Raw genomic sequence first — 21,088 nt, 5'->3', positions numbered from 1 at the left:
AGTCGGGGAATTGTGCCCTACTGTGCCCATTTCCCCACCGAACGGCAACCTCGCCGTCCGGCCCGAAATCACCCGAGACCTGGGCTCATCGGACCTTCACTCGCGCGGCCCAGACGAACGCCAGCAACGACAGCACGGCCACGGAAGCCATCACCACGGCCATGCTCACCAACGAGGCCTCACCCGAAGGCGTCAACCCCGCCGTGGCCGCGATCAAACCACCCAGAGCGAACTGCATCGAACCCATGAGCGCCGAGGCCGTACCGGCCACCGCCTTGGGCTGCCCGTCCAGAGCCGTCACCGTCGCGTTCGGCATGATGAAACCGACGCTGAACATCATCAGAGCCAACAGCCCCGACACCATCCACAGCTCGGCCAGCCCGGTCAGCGCCACCACCAACAGGCTCAACACCGCCACCAGGGCCAGCAGCAGACCCATCAGCAACCGCCGGGCCGTGTCCACACGACCCACCAGGAAACCGTTGCCCTGGGTGCCCGCCATCGACGCCAACGCGTTGACCGCGAACAACCACCCATAGGTCTGCGGCGAGATCCCGAACTCGTTCTGCGAAACGAACGAGAACGCCGACACGTAGGTGAACAGCATTCCGAAGCTCAGCCCCAGAGTCAGCACGGGGCTCACAAACCGCGGGTTGCGCACCAATCCCCACACCGTCGAGGCCAGCTCACGCGGCCCCTGGGACCGCCGGGCCTCCGGCGGCAGGCTCTCCGGCAGCCACAGCAGCACCAGCACGAAGCTCAGCGCCGACATCGCCGCCAGCACCCAGAAACTCAACTGCCACGGGCCCACCAGCAAGAGCTGCGCACCCACCAGCGGAGCCAGCAACGGGGCCAGCATCATCACCAACGCCAGCCGGGAGAAGAACCGCACCGCGTCGTCACCCTGGAACATGTCGCGCACGATGGCCCGGGCCACCACGGCACCGGCCGCCCCCGCCACGCCCTGGAGGAAGCGCAGCGCGACGAACACCGCCACGTTCGGTACGAACACACACAGCACCGACGTCACCGTGAACAGCGCGACACCCACCAGCAGCGGACCGCGTCTCCCCCAGGCGTCGCTCATCGGCCCGATGACCAGCTGCCCCACGGCCATGCCGATCATGATCGCCGTCAGGGTCAGCCCGATCTGCCCCTCCGTCGCCCCGAGTTCCCGGGTGATCTGGGGAAAGGCCGGAAGGTACATGTCGGTCGCCAGCGGGCCGGTGGCGGTGAGCACACCGAGGACCAGCACCAGCAGGGCGATCGACTTGCGCGACCGCGTCGGTTCGGGGGCGACCCCCTGGTCGGGGGAGATGGAGGGGGACGATGGGGACTGCACAGGCACTCCAGTTCGCAGACAGGCCGATCCGCACACCGGCGTACCGGAGCCGCGACGGATCAGGGATGGTTGGGAGCGTGCCCAAAGGGATGGACCACTCCATACCAACACCGAAGGGGAGGATTTCTCTCCCCACCCAACCACCCGAAGGCCTGTGATGTCCCTTACGCCGGCGTTACGGTCATCTGCACCCCCGCCACCGGCCACCCGTCACCGCACCAGCCGGTCCAGCAGCCTCTCCACCTCAGCCTCCGGATCCTCCGTCAGACCGCCGTGGATCGGCCCCGGCTGCACGATGGTGCTCCTGGGAGCGGTCAGCCACCGGAACCGCTGCCCCGGCCTCTCACGACCGGCCAGCCCCGCCTCGGCACCACCCCGGCACATCATCTCGACAGCCTCCAGTGCCCGCCGCACGCCGACGACGTCCACCGCCGCGTCCACGGCCAGCAACCGGGCCTCGTCCAGGTCCGATCGCGACGCCAGGAACGCCCGCTCCTGCGAGTAGACGATCACCCCGGCGTTCACGCACTCACCGCGGTCCAGACGCGGGATCACCCGCAGCAGCGCGTACTCGAACACCGCCCGTTCACGTTCCACACCCACCTGTCCGGTGGTCACCGTGGTGTAGCGCTCGCTCACGAGGTCACCTCCGGCAGCCAGGAACGGTCCGCCACACGGGCCACCAGGTGCTTCACGTACGCCTCTCGTACTTCCTCCGGCGAGCCGAACCCAGGCTCGCCCTCCAGCCATTCGTCGGGCACCAGACGCACCACACCGCGCAGCAGGTCCTCGTCCACGAGCGGGGCCAGGGCGGCGTCGGCCGCCGCGAGGTCGGGGGCGGCCCCCGACAGCACGTGGTCGGAGGCGTCGTAGGCGCGCCCGACGAACCGGTCGGCGTTGGCCCAGCTGTGGTGGAAGATCAGCGTCGCCCCGTGGTCGATCAGGTAGGGCCGACCGTGCCACAGCAGCATGTTCGGGTTGCGCCAGGAACGGTCCACGTTCCCGGTCAGGGCGTCGAACCACAGCACCCGACCGGCGAACTCCGGGTCCACCTCGAAGGTTAGCGGGTCGAATCCCAGGGAACCGGGGAGGAAGTCCATCCCCAGGTTCAGCCCGCCGCTGGCCTTGAGCAGCTCCTGGACCTCGGGGTCGGGTTCACCGCGGGCGATGACCGCGTCGAACTCCACCTCGGCCAGTTCCGGGACCGGAAGCCCCAGGGCCCGGCCCAGCTCCCCGGTGATGACCTCGGCCACCAACGTCTTGCGCCCCTGTCCGGCACCGATGAACTTGACCACGTACATTCCCAGGTCGTCGGCCTCGACCAACCCCGGGAGCGAACCTCCTTCGCGCAGCGGTAGCACGTACCGCGTCGCGATCACCTTTTTCAGCACGCTGGCCAGCATAGGCACCGAACCGACGACCGTGTTCACGCGCTCGTTCGCCGGCGACCGGTGTCGTCCGGCGCTCAACCGGACACAGGCGAGAGCTCCGACCAGGCCCACCCGGGGCCCGCACGTCTTTCCTCCGCGCTCGCCTAAACAGGGCTGAACACGTTCTAGATACGGGCCCCACGGGGCCCGACACACCGCACCCCTCCGGAACGAGGAGTTGGGAGGCGGGCGGCGTAGCCGCGCGAATACGGTTTTTGGTAGGGCGGTTCGACAGAACAGCCGCGCCACCTTTACGACGTAGATTTATAAGTGGAACACCCGAGCGTCTCGGAGATCCTCGGGAGGATCCGGTGCCGGGTAGTCCGCAGACACGAAGCGGGTGGTGGGCCCCGGCCCACCACCCGCTCCTCCAAACGTCCTCGGCCCCACCTCGGACCCGCGCTCCCCCGGTACCGCTAGAGGTTGTCCTCGGGGTCCTCTCCCCAGTCCCCGTCACCCTCATCCCCCGGCGCGGGGAGCGTGGGCACCGGACTGGCCGGGTCCCCCTCCCCCTCCTCGGGGCTCGGGGCCGACCCCGGCTCCTCGGCCGGCTTGGACTGCTCCGCCCCGGGCTCACTCGGAGACGGCATCTCCGGAGGAGGGAACTGCATCATCCACAGGTACAGCGCGAACACCAACAACAGGAGCAACAGCAACAGCGCGCCCAGTCCGCCGATCAGCCACCAGTTGGCCTCCCCACGGGCCACCGGACTGTCCCGGCGCCCCGCCCAGGGCGCCCAACGCACCGCCGAACCGCCCCGCTCCCCCGCCCAGTACGGCATCACCACCGGTCCGCGCAGGACCACGGGACCACCGCGCCCGGCCTCCTCCAGGAACCGGCCCGCACCCGCGCCGCCCTCCTCGTAGGGAACCGCCACCCACAGGGCCGACCTCCCGCTCGTACGCGCCGCCGCCACGCCCTCGCCGTCGCGCACCGCGCGCGCGAACCGCTCCCGTGTGGGCTCGTCGATGCCCGCCGCGTCGTTGAGCATCGCCACGCTCATCCGCTCCCCCGCGGAGTCGCGGCCCAGGTAGACCACGCCCAGACGTGACTCGTGCAGTCGTCCGAGCAGCCGGTACCCGCCGAGCTGGCGCGGGTCGACGTCGTGGAGGCCCCTCGTGGGCGCCGTCATGTCACTTCCCCTCTCCGACACGTCGCGGTCCGCCACCCGTCGTCCCGCCGTCCGTCCCGGTCCCAGTCTCGCGTTGTCTACCGGCCCGAGAGCACCTAAACAGGTAGTGTCGCCACAGGTGATCCACAACCTACTCCTTACCGGCGCCCACGCACGGGGGTGCCGAGTCCGGGAAGGACGGGACATGGCAGAAACCCCACCCGGGAACGGCCCCGCGTCCGCGCCGGGGCCGGAGAGCACTCCGGGCGAGCCGACCCGCTTGCTGCGGGCGGCGCTGCACGAGGTGTCCACGGTGATCGTGGGCCAGGAGCGCATGGTGGAGCGCTCCCTCATCGCCCTGGTCGCCCAGGGGCACTGCCTCATCGAGGGGGTCCCCGGCATCGCCAAGACGTTGGCCGTCTCCACTCTGGCCAAGGTCACCGGCGGGTCGTTCTCCCGCATCCAGTTCACCCCGGACCTCGTGCCCTCGGACATCGTCGGCACGCGCATCTACCACCCGTCCACCGAACGGTTCGACGTCGAGCTGGGCCCGGTCTTCGCCAACTTCGTACTCGCCGACGAGATCAACCGCGCGCCCGCCAAGGTGCAGTCCGCGCTGTTGGAGGTCATGGCCGAGCGGCAGGTGTCCATCGGCGGCACCACGCACCCGCTGCCCTCCCCCTTCATCGTCATCGCCACGCAGAACCCGGTGGAGTCCGAGGGGGTCTACCCGCTGCCCGAGGCGCAGCGCGACCGCTTCCTCATGAAGGTCAACGTCCACCACCCGAAGGCGCACGAGGAGATGGAGATCCTGCGCCGGATGAGTTCGACGCCGCCCACCGCCCACCAGGTGCTGGACCCGGTGACCCTGGGCGAGCTCCAGGCCGACGCCGAGCGCGTCCACGTGCACCAGTTGATCGCCGACTACGTCGTGCGCCTGGTCATGGCCACCCGCGAGCCGGAGAACCACCAGATGCCCGACCTGCGCCAGGCTCTGGAGGTGGGCGCCAGCCCGCGCGCCACCCTGGGCCTGGTCGCGGCGGCACGGGCGCTGGCCCTGCTGCGGGGGCGCGACTACGTGCTCCCGGACGACGTGCGGGTCCTGGCGCACGACATCATCGCGCACCGTCTGGTCCTGACCTTCGACGCCCTGGCCGACGGGGTCACGCCCGACCAGGTGGTCGACCGCATCCTGTCGACCGTTCCCGCGCCCCGGGTCATCTGGGACGAGCCGCCCTCGGGTGAGACCGCCTCCTTCGCCACGCAGAGGTAGGAAGGAACCAGAGGTGATCGTGTGAACACTCCCGCCATCGGTTCCGACCCGCGGCTCAGGGCCGCGCTGCGCCGTCTGGACCTGCGCATCGTGCAGCGACTGGACGGTCTCCTGCACGGCGAGCACCTCGGGCTGCGGTTGGGCCCGGGGTCCGAGGCGGCCGAGGCCCGCCTGTACCAGCCGGGCGAGGACGACGTGCGGCACATGGACTGGGCGGTGACCGCGCGGACCGACACCCCCCACGTGCGCGACGTGGTCGCCGACCGCGAGCTGGAGAGCTGGACGCTGCTCGACCTGTCTCCGAGCATGGACTTCGGCACCGGGCTGAGGTCCAAGCGTGAGATCGCCGTGGGCGCGCTGGTGGCGACCAACCTGCTCACACAGCGGGTGGGTGACCGCTTCGGAGCGCACTTCCTGCACCAGGGGCGGGTGCGGCGCTGGCCCGCGAGGTCGGGCAAGGAGGCGCTGCTGTCGTTGTTGGCGACGGTGGCCGCCGCGCCACAGGAGGACGTGCGCACGCCGGACGAGAACCGGGCCGGTCTGGCCGACGCCGTCACCGACCTGGTGCGGACCCGGCGCAGGCGGGGGCTGCGCGTGGTGATCTCCGACTTCCTCGACACTCCGGCCTTCGGAGACGAGGTGCCCTGGGAGCGGCCGCTGCGGCAGCTGGGATCGCGCCACCAGGTGCTGGTGGTCGAGGTGCTGGATCCCCGTGAGCTGGACGTGCCCGAGGTGGGTGACGTGGCGTTGCGTGATCCGGCCACCGGGCGGGTACGTGACGTGCGTCTGACCCGGGCGGTCCGTGAACGCTACCAACGGGCCGCCTCGGCGCAGCGGGCGGCGGTGCGCGGTGCCCTGCGCCGCTGCGGGGTACACCATCTGGTGTTGCGCACGGACCGGGACTGGGTCCTGGACACCGCCAGGTTCGTGATCAACCAGCGCCGGACCGCGCACCACATGGCCCGGCACACGCCGGGGGTGCCCAGGTGAGCGGCTCCGGCGGAGTGGGGATCCCGGGCCGGGACGTGGGTGCGGGAGGTTCCCGTGCGGGTACGGGCAGGGGGGACGTGGGGCGGACATGACCTTTCTGGAGCCGCAGCGGCTGTGGTGGCTGCTGATCCTGGTGCTGCTCGTGGGCGCTTACGTGTTCACGCAGCGCCAGCGTCGTGAGTACACGGTGCGCTTCACCAACCTGGAGCTGTTGAACCAGGTGGTGCCGCACCGGCCGGACGTGCGCCGACACGTGCCCGCCACGCTGTTCACACTGGCGCTGGGGGTGTTGATCGCCGCGATGGCGGTGCCCGCGATGCCGGTCGAGGCGCCCCGGGAGCGGGCGACGATCATGGTGGCGGTGGACGTGTCGCTGTCGATGGCCGCCAACGACATCGAGCCGGACCGGTTGCACGCGGCCAAGGAGTCGGCCCGGGGGTTCGTGGAGACGTTGCCGGACCGGTTCAACGTGGGGTTGGTGTCGTTCTCCTCGACGGCCACGGTGGTGGCCCCGCCCACGCAGGACCACGAGTCGGTGACGGGGTCGATCGAGACGCTGCGGCTGGGTCCGGGGACGGCGATCGGTGAGGGGGTGTTCGCCTCTCTGGAGGCGATCCGCACCTTCGACGAGGACGCCGAGGAGGACCCTCCGCCCGCGGCGATCGTGCTGCTCTCGGACGGTGAGAACACGAGTGGTCGGGACATCCTCCAGGCGTCGGCGGAGGCGGCCGACGAGGAGGTCCCGGTGTCGACGATCGCCTTCGGCAGCGGGGCCGCGATGATCGAGATCGACGGCTACCAGGTGCCGGCCGACATCGACAAGGAGGCGCTCCAGGGGCTGGCCGAGGACACCGGCGGGCACTTCTACGAGGCCGAGAGCGAGACGGAGCTGGACGAGGTGTACGAGGACATCGGGTCCTCGCTGGGCTCGGAGATGGTGCATGAGGAGATCGTCACTCGGTTCGTCATGGCGGCGATCGTCCTGGCGTTGGCGACGGCATTGACCTCACTGCTGTGGTTCCAACGCCTTCCCTGATCAGCGGCGATTCAATCCCCACGCCCGGTGATGTTGGTCACATCCCTTTAGGTGGGGTTTATACCTTTTCCCGTTCTGCCACGGGTTAGCGTTGGCATGTTTTGTCATGACCACCCCACTTCGAGGAACGATGCCGAACACACCCGCTCTCCCGGCCGCGATCTGTTTCGACCTGGACGACACACTCATCGACGACCTCGCCGCCTCGTCCGTGGGTCTGCGCACGGTCATGGAACGGCTCGGCCACCCCGACTTCGGTTCGGCCCGCGCACTGTGGGACACCCAGACCGAGATCTCCTTCGGCGCCTACCTGCGCGGCGACCTCACCCTGGACGAGCAGCGCCGCCAGCGCGTCCGCGCCCTGGCCCTCCAGGCCGGCCACTCCGACCTCGCCGACCACCACTGCGACGAGCTCTACCGCATGTACCTGGACGGCCACCGCAGCGGGTGGCAGGTCTACTCCGACACCTTCCCGGTGCTCAACGCGCTCTCGTCGGCCGGATACCGGCTCGCCGTGCTCACCAACGGCATCGAGTCCCTGCAGCACGCCAAGCTCCAGGCCCTGGAACTCACCCCCTACTTCCATGCCGTGGTCTGCGCCGACACCGTGGGCGCGGGCAAGCCCGACCCCCGGATCTTCCACACCACCGCCCAGCGGCTGGGCGTGGACCCCGGCGCCTGCTGGCACGTGGGCGACCAGATCCAGGCCGACGCCGTGGGCGCCGTCTCCTCGGGCATGCGCCCGGTCATCGTCGACCGCCAGGCCCGCGAGCCCGTGGAGGGCGTCACCACCCTGAGCGACCTGGACGGCCTCCTGCGCATGGTGGGGCTGTCCAGCAGCATGGCCGCGACGGGTCTGCTGTGACCTCGATCGACGACTGGATGGCCCGTCGGGTCACCGTCCACCTCGTCACCTCCGGACCCACCGGCCCGGTCCTGGTCGGAGCGCGCGTGCTCTTCGGCGAGGACCCCGAGGAGGTGGCCCGCGGACTGGGCGACCTGCCCGAGGGGGCTCCGCTGGTGGCACTCGACGTGCTCACCGAGACCGTGAGCCTGCCCCGCGGGCGCGCCCTGCACGTGGACCGGATCGTGTTCGCCGAACCCGGCCTCGTCTCGGCCTGGCCAGCGGTCGTGCCGACCGAGGGTCTGGTTCCCCCGGCTCCCGCCCTGGCGGCCGAGGAGGACCCCGCACCGGAGGGGGCGCGCCCCCGTATGCGCCGGTTCTCGTCCTACGGGATCGTCACCGACCCGGCCGGGCGGGTCCTGCTGAGCCTGATCGCCGAGGGCTACCCCGCCGCCGGTACCTGGCACCTGCCGGGCGGAGGCGTGGACACTGGCGAGGACGTGCGCGCCGCGCTGCGGCGCGAGGTGCTGGAGGAGTCCGGCCAGGCCGGTGTGGTCGGTGAGCTGATCACCGTGGCCAGTCACCGGCGGACCCAGAGCACCGGCACCGACATCTACGCGGTCTGGGTGTTCTCCCACGTGCACGTGGCCGAGCCGACCGTGCCCCGGGTGGTCGAGGTGGACGGCTCCACCGCCGACTGCGGATGGTTTACTCCCGCCGAGCTGACGGAGCTACCGCTGTCCACCACGGCACAGCGCGGCATGGAGTTCTTGGTCCGGCACCGCCGTCGCGGCTGACCGGAACCGACCGGGCCGGGCCGGCGGCCCGGCGCCCGGTGGGGTGTGACCGGACCGCGGAGTCCGGGCCGCGGCTAGACGAGGACGCGGTGGCGCAGCCACCACAGTCCCGCTCCCAGGCCCAGGACCAGGACCCCGGTGCCGACCACCGGCAGGGGCAGGCTGGTCGCGAGCACCACGCACCCCACCAGGCCCACGACCGGAGCGATCAGCGGCGGGCGGTTCTCGTCCGGGCCCAGGCGCAGCGCCGAGGCGTTGGTGATGGCGTAGTAGACCAGCACGCCGAAGGCGGAGAAGGCGATCGCGCCCCGCAGGTCGGCGACCAGCACGAGGACGATCACCACGGCTGCCACCACGGCCTCGGCCCGGTGGGGGACTCCGTAGCGTTCGCTCATGGCCGCCAGGGGACGCGGCAGGTGGCCGTCCGAGGCCATCGCCGCGGCGGTGTGCGAGATCCCCATCAGCAGCGGGAACAGGGCGCCCAGGCTGGCCAGGGCCGCACCGGCCACCACGAACGGCACGAGCATCGGGAACCCGGCGACCTGGACCGCGTCGGCCATGGGCGCCTGGCTGGTGGTGAGCTTCTCGCGGCCCAGCACGATGAGCAGGCCGGTGCCGATCGTCAGGTACACGACCAGGACCGTCCCCAGGGAGAGCGTGATCGCGCGGGGGATGGTGGTGCGGGGGTCGCGGACCTGACCGCCCAGGGTGGCGATGCGCGCGTACCCGGCGAAGGCGAAGAAGATCATGCCCGCCGCGCCCAGGACGCCGAAGGAACCGGGCCAGGGCCCGAGCCCGTCCACCTCCGCGACCGCGGCCAGGCGGCCGCTCATGAGCATCGCGACGAACACGGCCGTCAAGACGGCCAGCACCATCAGGAGCAGCACCTTGATGACCAGGGTCGAGCGGCGCACTCCCCGGTAGTTCACCGCCGCCAGGACGACCACGGCGGCCACCGCGACCGGTTTCTGCCACTCGGGGAGGGTGTAGGCGGCGAAGGTCATGGCCATGGCCGCGCAGGAGGCGATCTTGCCGACCACGAACGACCAGCCCGCCAGGTAGCCCCACAGGTCGCCCAGGCGTTCGCGTCCGTAGACGTAGGTGCCGCCGTCCTCGGGGTGCTGGGCGGCCAGGCGCGCCGAGGAGATCGCGTTGCAGTAGGCGACCAGGCCCGCGATGAGGATGGCGACGGGCAGCCAGGCCCCGGCGCCCAGCGCCGCGGGGGCGAAGACCGTGAACACTCCGGCGCCGAGCATCGCCGCGGCGCCGATGGCGGCCGCGTCGACGGTTCCCAGCGTCCGGGCGGGTCTGGCCTGCGGTCCGGAAGAGGTGGCCAACGGGGTCTCCTTGCGTGGGTGTCTCCGGTCGTCGACCGGTGGACGCCCCTCGTCACCGCTGGTGGAGGCCGTGGCCCGAGGGGGCCGGGGCCTCCGGAAGCGCGGCGAGGGTCGCGTCCGACTTCCGAGTGTGCCCGATACCGGTGACCGACGAGAGCGAACCCCCAGTACGGGGGTGGCCGGTTCCGGACCGTCGCCCGCTCCGCCCCGGGGGAGGCGCGGGCGCGGGTCGGGGTCCCCGGCCACGGCCGGGGACCCCTTCGGTTGCTGGGTTTCTCGATGGGTGCGGGCGCTACCGGGTCAGGTGGGACGCCAGGGTGAGCCCGCGTTGTCATTGATGTCCTCGGCCGCCACCTGACGGAGCTGGCGTGAGAGGTCTGACAGTGCCCGGGAGACGGCGAGCTCCTCACCGATCTCCGGTACGTCCAGGTCGGTCGGGTGCTTGCGGGCCATTCCGTGACCGCGCAGGGCCGTGCCGTCGTCGGCGACCAGGCCGACCTCCGCCCACGTGCGGGCGGCGTCGCCCTCGCTCTCCTCGGCGACGACCACGTCGACGTTCCAACGCTTCATCGTCTGCATGGCATCCGCTCCCTCTCCGGCCGCGCCCGGGCCGGGCGTGTGTTCGATGTGCGCGTCGGGTCCCGGGTGGACCAGAGCCACGTGCTCCGGTTCGGTACCGATCCAGTGCACCTGATAGGGCGGTGACCCCTCCGCTCCCCGGACTCGGGTGACCACCCCCGTGCGACGGTGGGTGTCGGCGTTCGGACTCTCGACGACCAGTCGGTCTCCTACCTCTGCTCGCATGGGTTCCCCCACAAACCTCGCTTATCTCCATCATCGGTGCTGTTTCGGCGCTCTGCGAGGGGTTGGTTGTTTCGTTCCCGGTGGTATGCGAGGTTTTTGCCGTCCCGTCACCCGCTCCGTGCCTGGTAGCGTCACGGCGTGGCCCAGCACTACTTCGACTCCGATCCGGGCACCGCCAGTCGGCCCTCCACCGCCGACCTGGTCCTGCCCGACCTCCACCTGCGCCTGCGCACCGACCGCGGCGTGTTCTCACCCGACAGGGTCGACCTGGGCACCCGGGTCCTGTTGGAGAGCGTGCCCGCGCCTCCCACCGAGGGGCGGCTGCTCGACCTGGGCTGCGGATACGGACCGATCTCCCTGACGATGGCCTCGCGCGCGCCTGGGGCCCGGGTACTGGGGGTGGACGTCAACTCCAGGGCCGTGGGGCTGGCCCGGCGCAACGCCGACGACCACGGGCTCGACAACGCCTCGTTCGGTGTGGTCTCCCCCGAGGGAGAGCTGGCCGGGGAACAGGGCGAGGGCCGCTCCCCGGCGTCCGAGGACCTGCTCGGCCCCTTCGACGCGATCTGGTCCAACCCGCCGATCCGCGTGGGCAAGGACGTGTTGCACTCGATGCTGCGCACCTGGCTGAACCGGCTCACCCCCGAGGGTGTCGCGCACCTGGTGGTCCAGCGCCACCTCGGCTCGGACTCCCTCCAGAAGTGGCTGGACGCCCAGGGCCTGCCCGCCGAGCGCGTGGCCTCCCGGTCCGGTTTCCGGGTCCTGGCCGTGCGCCGCGCCGCGTAGTTCCGCCCACGTCCACCGGACCGGGGACGCGCGCGAAGCCCGGACCTGCACGGACTCCGACCACGCCCGAACCACACCCCTCTGTCCGAACTTGCCGGTATGTGTCCCGGGTCACGCGTGCGCGAGCGACCCCCGACCGGTAGCCTGTACCGACCACGCCGGACCGCCCGGCCCCCACCACGAGGAACACACCGCAGTTGAGCACGCAGTTGCGTCCCACGGACGTCAAACGCCTGAACCGCCAGTGGCGCAGGCGCACCGAGGGGCGTCTGGCCCTTCTCGTCGAATCGGTCACCCAGCCCTACAACCTGGGGTCGATCCTGCGCACGTGCGCGACCTTCGGCGTGGACCAGCTCTGGCTCACCGGTAACAGCGCGGACCCCGACGACCCCAAGGTCGGCAAGACCGCCCTGGGTACCGGCGCGAAGGTCCCGCACACCCGCCTGTCCGGCACTGCCGAGGCTCTGGCCGCCGCCCGCGCCGACGGCTACAAGATCGTCGCCGTGGAGCTGGCCAAGGGCGCCGTTCCCCTGCACGCCGCGCCGCTGGAGCCCGACGTGTGCCTGGCCGTGGGCGCAGAGGACCACGGCTGCTCCCCCGCCCTGCTCACGGGCGCGGACGCCGTCACCTACATCCCGCAGATCGGCCGGGTCGGATCGCTGAACGTGGCCGTGGCCACGTCGATCGCCCTGGCGGAGGCGCGACGCCGCGAGTGGGCCACCTTCGACGACGAGGCCAACGCGCCCGTCGGAAGCTGAGCCCCCGGGAATCTTTCTTCCCCGCTGGACGTCCCTCCTGTGACACACAGACCACTCCATTCACACCCGACGCGCAAAGGCGCAGAGAGAGGAACAGTGGACCCGTCCCGAAGTACCAGCAGCATCCCCAAGGGATGCTGTGACCCAGACTCCGACGAGCCCCCTTCTGTGAAGGGCGCGCACCTTCGTAGGATCCCTGCCCACAGGCGGACCCAGGCGGTGTGTGCCCGATGATCAGCACCGTTCTCAGTATCGCCTTCGGTGCCCTGGTGGTCTTCCTGATCACCGTGGCGACGGGTTACTTCGTCGCCCAGGAGTTCGGCTACATGGCCGTGGACCGTTCGCGACTCAAGTCGCGGGCCGCGGCAGGTGACGCGGGCGCGAAACGCGCCCTGTCCATCACGAACCGAACCTCGTTCATGCTCTCCGGTGCCCAGCTGGGCATCACCGTCACCACCCTTCTGGTCGGTTACGTCGCCGAACCGATGATCGGTCAGGGTGTCGGTGAGCTTCTCGGCGGCGCGGGCGTGCCCGTCGGCACCGGCCTCGCCATCGGCACCGTCCTGGCCCTGTTGTTCTCCACCGTCATCCAGATGGTGTTCGGCGAGCTCTTCGCCAAGAACCTGGCCATCGCCCACCCCGAACCAGTGGCCCGTTGGCTGGCCCTGTCCACGGGGATCTACCTGAAGGTCTTCGGACCGGTGATCTGGCTGTTCGACCAGGCGGCGATCTGGTTGCTCAGGCTGGTGAACATCACCCCGGTGGAGGACGTCCAGCACGCGGCGACCCCGCGCGACCTGGAACGCATCATCGCCGAGTCCCGTGAGACCGGTGACCTTCCCGCCGAGGTGTCCACCCTGCTGGACCGCACCCTCGACTTCCACGACCGCACCGCCGGGCACGCGATGATCCCGCGTCCCGAGGTGACCACCGTGGAGGAGGGCGACCCGGTCAGCCGGGTCGTGGAGCTGATGGCCTCCGACCACTCCCGTTTCCCGGTCCTGGGTGAGGGCGTGGACGACATCGTGGGCGTGATCTGCCTGCGCGACGTGCTCGCGCTGGGCGACCGCGACCTGTCCGGTGTCCGGGTCAGCGAGGTGGCGCGGGCGACCGTCATGGTCCCGGCGTCGCTTCCGCTGCCGGGCGTGCTGGACCAACTGCGCGAGGCGGGCGAGGAGTTCGCCTGCGTGGTGGACGAGTACGGCGGCCTGGCCGGCGTGATCACCACCGAGGACCTGGCCGAGGAGCTGGTCGGCGAGATCGCCGACGAGCACACCCCGGAGGAGGAGGCCCCGGCCCACCTCGACGGGGAGAACGGCTACGTCGTTCCGGGCGCCCTGCACATCGACGAGGTCGAGCGGCTGATCGGCCACGACCTGCCCGAGGGCGACTACGAGACCATAGGCGGTCTGGTCATCCACGAACTCCACCGGCTGCCGCAGGTCGGCGACCGGGTGGAACTGCCGCTGCCCCGGCCCTCCAGCGCCCATGACGGCGATCCCGACATGGCGCTGACGCTGACCGTGAACGCGGTCCAGCGGCACGTTCCCAACACGGTGGAGCTGCGGCTGCGTGAGGTTGTCGAGGACGGCGCACGGGAGGTGCGGGCATGAGTGACATGAACGTGTGGTTGGCCATGGGGCTGACCGTGGTGTTCATCGCGCTGAGTGGCTTCTTCGTGGCGATCGAGTTCGCCCTGGTGGCGGCGCGCCGCTACCGGCTGGAGGAGGCCGCGCACACCAGCGCGTCGGCGCGCGCGGCGCTCAAGAGCGCCCGCGACCTGTCGTTGCTGCTGGCCGGTTCGCAACTGGGCATCACCCTGGCCACGCTGGCCCTGGGTGCGATCTCCAAGCCCGCGTTCCACCACATGCTGGAGCCGTTGTTCGGCGGTCTGCCGGACTCGGTGGGGTACGTGCTCTCGTTCACGTTCTCGCTGATCATCGTCACGTTCCTGCACCTGGTGATCGGTGAGATGGCGCCGAAGTCCTGGGCGATCTCGCACCCGGAGAAGTCGGCGACGATGCTGGCGATCCCGATGCGGGCGTTCATGTGGCTGACCCGCCCGCTGATCGTGATGCTCAACGGCATGGCCAACTGGGTGCTGCACCGGTTCGGTGTGCAGGCGGTGGACGAGCTGGTGAGCGGACACAACCCGGAGGACGTGCGCGAGCTGGTGGAGCACTCCGCCAAGGCGGGCGCGCTGGACTCCGAGCGCCGCGACCAGCTGGCCACGGCCCTGGAGGTCAACTCCCAGCCGTTGGACGAGCACTTCACCCCGCGCGAGGAGATCGCGTGGGTGGAGCCGGGCGCCGGCGTGGAGGAGGTCAAGCGGGTCTCGCGCGAGTCCACGCACCTGCGGCTGGTGGTGATGGAGGCGGGTGAACCGGTCGGGGTGCTGCACGTGCGTGAGGCGCTGAACAGCCCGGACGGGACCACCGCGGCCGACCTCATGCGCCCGGTGCTGACGTTGTCGGTGGGTACGCCGATGTACGCGGCGATGGGCATCATGCGGGACAGCCGCAGCCACCTCGCGCTCGTCGAGAGCGAAGGCGAGCTGGTGGGTCTGGTGACCCTCCAGGACATGCTGGACCGGTTGCTGCTGCTGGACACGGCGGCCTAGCGCCCGGAGCGGTAACGAACACGGCGGGGGCCGGTCACGTGAGTGACCGGCCCCCGCTTCGTGTGACCCCGTGGGGTCTGGCTGTGACCTCAGGCGGTCTTCGTGGTCAGGGTGACCTCGATGTTGCCGCGGGTGGCCCGGGAGTAGGGGCACATCTGGTGTGCGGCCTCGACCAGCTTCTCCGCCTCGTCCTGCTCCAGGCCGGGGATGGTGACGACGAGCTCGACGGCGATGTCCAGGCCCTCCTCGGACTTGCCGAGGCTCACCTTGGAGTCGACGGTGGAGCCGTCGACCTTGGCCTTGGCCTGGCGGGAGACGTTCTTCAGGGCGCCGTGGAAGCAGGCGGCGTAGCCGATGGCGAAGAGCTGCTCGGGGTTGGTGCCGGGGCCGTCGTCGCCGCCAAGGCCCGCGGGCACGGACAGGTCGACGCCCAGACGGCCGTCGTCGGTCTTGCCGGTGCCCTTGCGGCCCTCGCCGGTGACACTGGCGTTGGCGGTGTAGAGAACGTTGTAGGCCATGTTCGATCCCTCTCTGTGGCCCGGCGAGGCCGGGCCCGCGTGTGTCGTCGTGGAGTGGTTCGGGTGCGTTCTCAGGTGTCCGGGTCCGGGTCGGGCACGGAGGTCCGGCCCGCGGCTCCGGTCACCGAACGCGTGACGTGGTCGAGCAGGCCCCGGAGCTCCTCGATCCTGGCGACCGGGAGGCCGGTGGCGCGCAGGACCTGGTCGGGGACTCCCTGGGCCAGTTCGCGCAGGCGGCTGCCCTCGTCGGTGACGCTGACGTGCACGATCCGTTCGTCCTCGGGCCCGCGCCTGCGGGTGAGCAGACCGGCTCCCTCCATCCTGCGCAGCAGGGGTGAGAGCGTGCCCGAGTCCAGGCTGAGGGCGATTCCGAGCTCCTTGACCGGCAGGGTCCCGCGTTCCCACAGCACGAGCATCACCAGGTACTGCGGGTAGGTGAGTCCCATATCGGCCAGGATCTCCCGGTAGAGCCCGGTCAGGGCCCGGGAGGCCGTGTAGAGGGAGAAGCACAGCTGCCGGTCCAGGGCGAGGGGGTCGCCCTCGTCGGTTCCCGCCATGGTCACTCCTCCCCTCGTCGTCCCGCCCACCGTAACAGGAAATGGTTGTGCACAACAGTGTTGCCCACAACTATTGTGGGGCGGACGCACCCCGCATACCCCGGGAACACACGGGGCCCGGGTCCCACGGACCCGGGCCCCGCCACTCGCCCAGCGCCTACAGGAAGCGCACCCCCTGGGCCAGCGGCAGCTCGCCGCCGTAGTTCACCGTGTTGGTGGCCCGGCGCATGTACGCCTTCCAGGAGTCCGAACCCGACTCCCGGCCGCCGCCGGTGTCCTTCTCCCCGCCGAAGGCACCGCCGATCTCGGCGCCCGAGGTGCCGATGTTGACGTTGACGATGCCGCAGTCGGACCCCGCCGCCGACAGGAAGCGCTCGGCCTCCGCCTGGTCCTGGGTGAAGATCGCCGAGGACAACCCCTGCGGAACACCGTTGTGCAGCTCCACCGCCTCCTCCAGAGTGCGGTAGGTGAGCACGTAGAGGATGGGCGCGAAGGTCTCCGTGCGCACGACCTCCGTCTGCGCCGGCATGCGCACCACGGCGGGCTCGACGTAGAAGGCCCCGTCGGCGTCCTTCTCCAGCCTCCGCTCACCGCCCACCAGCACGTCGCCGCCGTCGGCCCCGGCCTGCTCCAGCGCCTCACGCATGCCCGTGTACCCGCGCTCCCCCACCAGCGGACCCACCAGGGTCGCCTCGTCGTAGGGATCGCCGATCCGCTCGCGCAGCTGCTGGTAGCCGTCCACCACGCGCTCGACCACCTGGTCGACCACGTCCTCGTGCACGATCAGGCGGCGCAGCGTGGTGCAGCGCTGTCCGGCGGTCCCCGCCGCGGCGAACACGCTGCCGCGCACCACCAGGTCCAGGTCGGCCGAGGGCGCCACGACGGCGGCGTTGTTGCCACCCAGCTCCAGGAGGTACCGGCCCATCCGGGCGGCCACCTTCGGGGCCACGGTCCGACCCATGGCGGTGGAGCCGGTCGCCGAGACCAGCGCCACCCGCTCGTCGTTCACCAGCACGTCGCCGACCTCAGCGCCGCCCAGGACCACCCGGTGGACGTCTGCGGGGGCACCGACGTCGGCGGCCGCGCGCATGAGCAGGCCGTGACAGCCCAACGCCGTCAACGGGGTGAGCTCGGAGGGCTTCCACACCACGGTGTCACCGCACACCAACGCCACACAGGTGTTCCAGGACCACACGGCGACCGGGAAGTTGAAGGCGGTGATGACGCCGACCACGCCCAACGGATGCCAGGTCTCCATCAAACGGTGACCGGGGCGCTCGGAGGGCATGGTGCGGCCGTAGAGCTGGCGCGACAGGCCCACGGCGAAGTCGCAGACGTCGATCATCTCCTGGACCTCGCCCAGGGCCTCCGAACGGATCTTGCCCGCCTCGATGGTGACGAGCTCGGCGAGGTCGGCCTTGTGCTCGCGCAGCAGCTCACCGAGCCGGTGGACGAGCTGCCCGCGCACCGGGGCGGGGGTGTCCCGCCACACGGAGGTGAAGGAACCGTGGACTTCGGCCACCGCCCGCTCGGCGGAGGCGGGGGTGTCGAACTCGACCGGGAAGAGCGTCCCACCGGTGATCGGCGAGCGGGCCTGACCGGGTGCCCCGAGGGGTTCGGGCAGACGGGTCGCGCCGCACCGTTCCAGGGCGGTCCGCGCGCGTTCGGCGAGGACCTCGGTGTCGGGGAGGGCACCAGTGTGCATGTGTGTTCTCTCTCCGTTGAGAGGGGAGGCGGTCATCACACACCTTGCCAACTCCGGGCCCGGCGGTCCACCCCCGGCGCCCGGATCGCGGGGCGTGGCGCCCGCACCTGGACCGGGTCCCGAACGGGCTCCCCGAGGCCCGCACCTGGGCGGGCGCCGGCCCGCGCGGAGTGTCGTGGGGGACCGTTAGAATCGCGGAGCCGCTCCCCCGTCCCCGACCCAGACAGCTGGCCCGTGCACCCCGACACCACCCTCGAAGAGGCCCGCGCCGACCGTCCCGAGCCGCGCCAGATCCTGGCCCGCTCCGGTTTCGGCGCCGCCGACCCCCTGTTCGCCGCGGACCTGCGCGCGAGCACCGACCTCGGACAGGCCCGGGAGGTGGTCGCCTCTCACGCCTCGCGGCTCTGGACCGAGTCCACCCGCACCGGCCCCGGCCCGGTCGACGACCGCCCCCTGTACTGGGCGCGACTGGTCCTGCGTTCCCGGCTGCGTGCCTGGGAGCCGTCCTTCCCCCTGACCGAACCGGAGCGCGCCGGACTGCTCCACCTGTGTGAGACCGCCTCCCGGGGCATCACCGACCTCGACTTCCCCCCGGGCGACAGGTGGGTGCGCGTGGTGGTCACCGGGTTCGACCCCTTCCACCTGGACACGGACCCGGGCTGCTCCAATCCCTCCGGCGCCGCCGCCCTGGACCTGCACGGGTGGACCTTCCCGGTGGGTGAGCGCACCGCGGTGGTGCGCGCGGCCGTGTTCCCGGTGCGCTGGGGCGACTTCGACGCGGGGCTCGTCGAGGAGGCGCTGGCCGACCAGTACGGGGTGGCCGACGCGGTGATCACGCTCAGCCGTGGCCGCGGCCGGTTCGACCTCGAGGTCTGGAACGGGGCGTGGCGCGGCGGCGGCACGGACAACCTCGGGGTGTCGCGGACCGGACGCGCCCCGGTGCCCGGGCCGGACGCCCCGGAGTGGACCCGCACGTCCCTCCCGCTGGATCGGATCGTCGCCGAGACGACCGGCCCGGCCGCGATGGTCGTCAACACCGAGGTCACCGAGGTGCCCGAGGGCGGTGACACTCCCGTGACACGCCCGAACGGGCCCAGCGCCGATTCCTCTTCCAGAAAGGGGGGTGGCGGCGACTATTTGTCCAATGAGATCGCCTACCGCAACACACTGCTGCGGGACCGGGCCGGTTCGAACGTGGCCGCCGGGCACGTCCACCTGCCCAACACCCGGCGTCCGGCCGAGCACACCGACACCGTGGCGCGCACCCGCGCCCTCGTGGCGGTCGTGGCCTCCGAGGCACTGACGGCCCCGCCCCCCGAGACCGACCCGGAGGCCCCTCAGGGGGGCTGAGGTTCGGCGGGCCCGGTGGTGCCGGGGTGGCCGGGAGGGCGGTGGTGACACGCCCGAGCGCGGGCCGGGTCCGCAAAATTCGCCTTCCGGCCACAGAGGGGCAATTCGTCACTCTGCGAGCACGTTCCATCACTCCGGGGTCGTCTGGCGGGCGTGCGGCTTCGATATGGTCCCCACGTGGCTGACACCTCACTGCGAAGAAATCTCACTGTCAGTGCCGCTCTGGGTCTGCTACTGGTCCCGGGCTGCCACTCCGCGGAACAGAGCCTGCCCTACGCCGAGGCGATCCAGTTCTCTCCGGACACTCTGGAGAAGCTGGTCACGCGCACGGTGGCGGTGCAGGACGACCACAGCACGGTGAGCTACCGCTATCCCATCCTGGGCGAGTCCCATCCGCTGACGGCGGAGATCCGCACCGGGATGGCCGAACGCCAGACCGCGTTCCTGGAGGAGCTGCCCGACCACGGCAGCCCCGAACTGGTCCAGGACGTGGAGCTGCTGGCCGCCTCCGAGGACGTGATCGGGGCCAGGACAACCGCCCTCACCTCGGGTGTGCGCGGGGCCGGCACCGAGACATCGACTCTTTGGTACGACGCCGGCACAGGCGAGGTCCTGCCCTGGACCTCGCTCTTCAGGGACGAGGGTTCCCTGGAGGCGGCGCACCTGGCCGTCGCCCAGGTACTCAAGGACGGTTACCAGCTCTCCGTCGACCAGATGCCCGGGCTCCTGGGCGAGATCGCCACGCGAGCGGAGGCCGACCCGGACTCCGTCTCGGCCGTGGCCTCCGAACCGGCCGCGTCACCGGAGGCGCAACCCGAGGAGAACGGGGAGGAGGCCGGGACGGACGGTGCGGCTCCCACAGCCGGTGACGCCGATCTGACCGACCCGGAACAGGCCTGGGAGGCCGCCGAACGCTGGGCGGCCTCGCCGCTGGCCGACCTGGCCTTCAGCACGGCGGGCGGTCTGGCCGTGCGGCTCGACCCGTCCGACGTCCCGAGCGCGGGCCGGGTGAGCGAGGTCCTCCTGCCGGTGGAGCCGGAGGAGACTGAGGAGGTCCTCTCCGAACTCGGCTACCACGCCCGCAGCGCCGCCGTGGGAGCCAACTCCGACCCGGAGGACTTCCCGTTGGACGGCACCCTGACTGCCGAGGGCAGCAGTCTGGACTGTGAGCGCCTCAAGTGCGTGGCGCTGACCTTCGACGACGGCCCGGGCGAGCACACCGAGGAACTGCTGGACCACCTGGGCGAGTACGACGCCAGGGCCACCTTCTACGTGATGGGTTCCCTCGTGGGCGAGTTCCCCGAGATCGTGGAGCGCACGCACGCCGAGGGCCACGAGATGGGCAACCACACCTGGAAGCACGACGACCTCACCACGCTCTCCGCCGAGGGGGTGGCCGAGGACCTGAAGCGCACGGACGAGGCGATCCAGGAGGTGACCGGGGTGGCACCGCCCACCCTGCGCCCGCCCTACGGTGCGATGAACAGCACCGTGAGCGATGCCACCGAGCATCCCATCATCCTGTGGGACGTGGACACGATGGACTGGCAGAACCGGGACACCGGCGCGGTGTCCAAGCACGCGCTCGACGAGTCCAAGCCGGGCAGTGTGGTCCTGTTCCACGACATCCACAAGTCCACTGTCGACGCCATCCCTGACGTGCTGGAGGGCATGCACGCCGAGGGGTTCCACTTCGTGACCGTGAGCGAGATCTTCGGTGAGGACGGCCTGAAGCCGGGCCAGCCCCACACGGACGCCCGGGTCGACTGACCCACCGGTCCCGCACGGGCCCCGGTCGCCGCGCTGGCGACCGGGGCCCTCCGCGTTCC

Annotated in this window: 20 protein-coding genes; 11 read left to right on the top strand and 9 right to left on the bottom strand. The window is 71.0% G+C overall.

The window, feature by feature from the left end; all coding sequences use genetic code 11:
* Positions 1-85 precede the first annotated feature (85 nt).
* From D452_RS0105730 to D452_RS0105715, 4 genes are all read right to left on the bottom strand, one after another.
* Positions 86-1,342 (bottom strand): multidrug effflux MFS transporter, encoded by a 1,257-nt coding sequence (locus D452_RS0105730; RefSeq protein WP_017543191.1) that lies wholly within the window; start codon positions 1,340-1,342, stop codon positions 86-88.
* Between the two features lie 210 nt (positions 1,343-1,552).
* The gene (locus tag D452_RS0105725) at positions 1,553-1,981 is read right to left on the bottom strand and encodes a DUF3037 domain-containing protein (RefSeq protein WP_017543190.1); all 429 of its coding nucleotides are present in this window, start codon (positions 1,979-1,981) and stop codon (positions 1,553-1,555) included.
* Positions 1,978-2,745 (bottom strand): HipA family kinase, encoded by a 768-nt coding sequence (locus D452_RS0105720; protein ID WP_017543189.1) that lies wholly within the window; start codon positions 2,743-2,745, stop codon positions 1,978-1,980. The genes D452_RS0105725 and D452_RS0105720 overlap by 4 nt, the downstream gene beginning before the upstream one ends.
* A gap of 443 nt (positions 2,746-3,188) precedes the next feature.
* A complete protein-coding gene (locus D452_RS0105715) occupies positions 3,189-3,905 on the bottom strand; it encodes a hypothetical protein (protein WP_026129000.1) in 717 nt (238 codons plus the stop codon).
* A 184-nt stretch (positions 3,906-4,089) separates the two neighbouring features.
* Between D452_RS0105715 and D452_RS0105710 the strand changes: the two genes are divergently transcribed.
* The 5 genes from D452_RS0105710 to D452_RS0105690 all read left to right on the top strand — a co-directional run bounded on the left by D452_RS0105710 (position 4,090) and on the right by D452_RS0105690 (position 8,824).
* Positions 4,090-5,157, top strand: a complete 1,068-nt coding sequence (locus D452_RS0105710; RefSeq protein ID WP_026128999.1) for an AAA family ATPase — start codon at positions 4,090-4,092, stop codon at positions 5,155-5,157.
* A 21-nt stretch (positions 5,158-5,178) separates the two neighbouring features.
* The gene (locus D452_RS0105705) at positions 5,179-6,147 is read left to right on the top strand and encodes a DUF58 domain-containing protein (RefSeq protein WP_017543187.1); all 969 of its coding nucleotides are present in this window, start codon (positions 5,179-5,181) and stop codon (positions 6,145-6,147) included.
* Between the two features lie 88 nt (positions 6,148-6,235).
* A complete protein-coding gene (locus D452_RS0105700) occupies positions 6,236-7,183 on the top strand; it encodes a VWA domain-containing protein (RefSeq protein WP_017543186.1) in 948 nt (315 codons plus the stop codon).
* A 130-nt stretch (positions 7,184-7,313) separates the two neighbouring features.
* Positions 7,314-8,048, top strand: a complete 735-nt coding sequence (locus D452_RS0105695) for an HAD family hydrolase (protein ID WP_017543185.1) — start codon at positions 7,314-7,316, stop codon at positions 8,046-8,048.
* Positions 8,045-8,824 carry an NUDIX hydrolase gene (locus tag D452_RS0105690; RefSeq protein WP_017543184.1) on the top strand — a complete coding sequence of 260 codons (780 nt, stop codon included), beginning with the start codon at positions 8,045-8,047 and terminating at the stop codon, positions 8,822-8,824. The genes D452_RS0105695 and D452_RS0105690 overlap by 4 nt, the downstream gene beginning before the upstream one ends.
* 74 nt (positions 8,825-8,898) lie before the next feature.
* Here the strand turns inward: D452_RS0105690 and D452_RS0105685 are convergent, their stop codons facing one another.
* Together D452_RS0105685 and D452_RS29445 are read right to left on the bottom strand one after the other, a co-directional pair.
* A complete protein-coding gene (locus tag D452_RS0105685) occupies positions 8,899-10,161 on the bottom strand; it encodes an APC family permease (protein ID WP_017543183.1) in 1,263 nt (420 codons plus the stop codon).
* 300 nt (positions 10,162-10,461) lie between these two features.
* Positions 10,462-10,965, bottom strand: a complete 504-nt coding sequence (locus D452_RS29445; protein ID WP_017543182.1) for a dsRBD fold-containing protein — start codon at positions 10,963-10,965, stop codon at positions 10,462-10,464.
* A gap of 138 nt (positions 10,966-11,103) precedes the next feature.
* On the opposite strand from D452_RS29445, the gene D452_RS0105675 reads away from it, so the two are divergent.
* From D452_RS0105675 to D452_RS0105660, 4 genes are all read left to right on the top strand, one after another.
* Entirely contained in the window at positions 11,104-11,751 is a 648-nt protein-coding gene (locus D452_RS0105675) for a class I SAM-dependent methyltransferase (protein ID WP_017543181.1), read from the top strand.
* 197 nt (positions 11,752-11,948) lie between these two features.
* A complete protein-coding gene (locus D452_RS0105670) occupies positions 11,949-12,509 on the top strand; it encodes a TrmH family RNA methyltransferase (RefSeq protein WP_017543180.1) in 561 nt (186 codons plus the stop codon).
* A gap of 230 nt (positions 12,510-12,739) precedes the next feature.
* Positions 12,740-14,122, top strand: a complete 1,383-nt coding sequence (locus D452_RS0105665) for a hemolysin family protein (protein WP_017543179.1) — start codon at positions 12,740-12,742, stop codon at positions 14,120-14,122.
* A complete protein-coding gene (locus tag D452_RS0105660) occupies positions 14,119-15,129 on the top strand; it encodes a hemolysin family protein (RefSeq protein ID WP_026128997.1) in 1,011 nt (336 codons plus the stop codon). Before D452_RS0105665 ends, D452_RS0105660 begins: the two co-directional genes overlap by 4 nt.
* 89 nt (positions 15,130-15,218) lie before the next feature.
* Here the strand turns inward: D452_RS0105660 and D452_RS0105655 are convergent, their stop codons facing one another.
* The 3 genes from D452_RS0105655 to amaB all read right to left on the bottom strand — a co-directional run bounded on the left by D452_RS0105655 (position 15,219) and on the right by amaB (position 17,909).
* A complete protein-coding gene (locus D452_RS0105655) occupies positions 15,219-15,647 on the bottom strand; it encodes an organic hydroperoxide resistance protein (RefSeq protein WP_017543177.1) in 429 nt (142 codons plus the stop codon).
* 71 nt (positions 15,648-15,718) lie between these two features.
* Positions 15,719-16,204 carry a MarR family winged helix-turn-helix transcriptional regulator gene (locus D452_RS0105650; RefSeq protein ID WP_017543176.1) on the bottom strand — a complete coding sequence of 162 codons (486 nt, stop codon included), beginning with the start codon at positions 16,202-16,204 and terminating at the stop codon, positions 15,719-15,721.
* Between the two features lie 157 nt (positions 16,205-16,361).
* Positions 16,362-17,909, bottom strand: coding sequence for an L-piperidine-6-carboxylate dehydrogenase (gene amaB / locus D452_RS0105645; protein ID WP_017543175.1), 1,548 nt, complete (start codon positions 17,907-17,909; stop codon positions 16,362-16,364).
* Between the two features lie 234 nt (positions 17,910-18,143).
* Here amaB and D452_RS0105640 point away from each other — a divergent pair, with 234 nt between their 5' ends.
* Both D452_RS0105640 and D452_RS0105635 read left to right on the top strand, forming a co-directional pair.
* Entirely contained in the window at positions 18,144-19,259 is a 1,116-nt protein-coding gene (locus tag D452_RS0105640) for a hypothetical protein (protein WP_017543174.1), read from the top strand.
* Between the two features lie 177 nt (positions 19,260-19,436).
* Positions 19,437-21,029, top strand: coding sequence for a polysaccharide deacetylase family protein (locus D452_RS0105635; RefSeq protein ID WP_017543173.1), 1,593 nt, complete (start codon positions 19,437-19,439; stop codon positions 21,027-21,029).
* Positions 21,030-21,088: the final 59 nt, after the last annotated feature.

The sequence above is a fragment of the Nocardiopsis prasina DSM 43845 genome, assembly GCF_000341265.1.
Taxonomy (GTDB): Bacteria; Actinomycetota; Actinomycetes; order Streptosporangiales; family Streptosporangiaceae; genus Nocardiopsis; species Nocardiopsis prasina.
The sequence above is the reverse complement of the archived record's forward strand: the minus strand, read 5'-3'. Positions and strand labels throughout refer to the sequence as shown.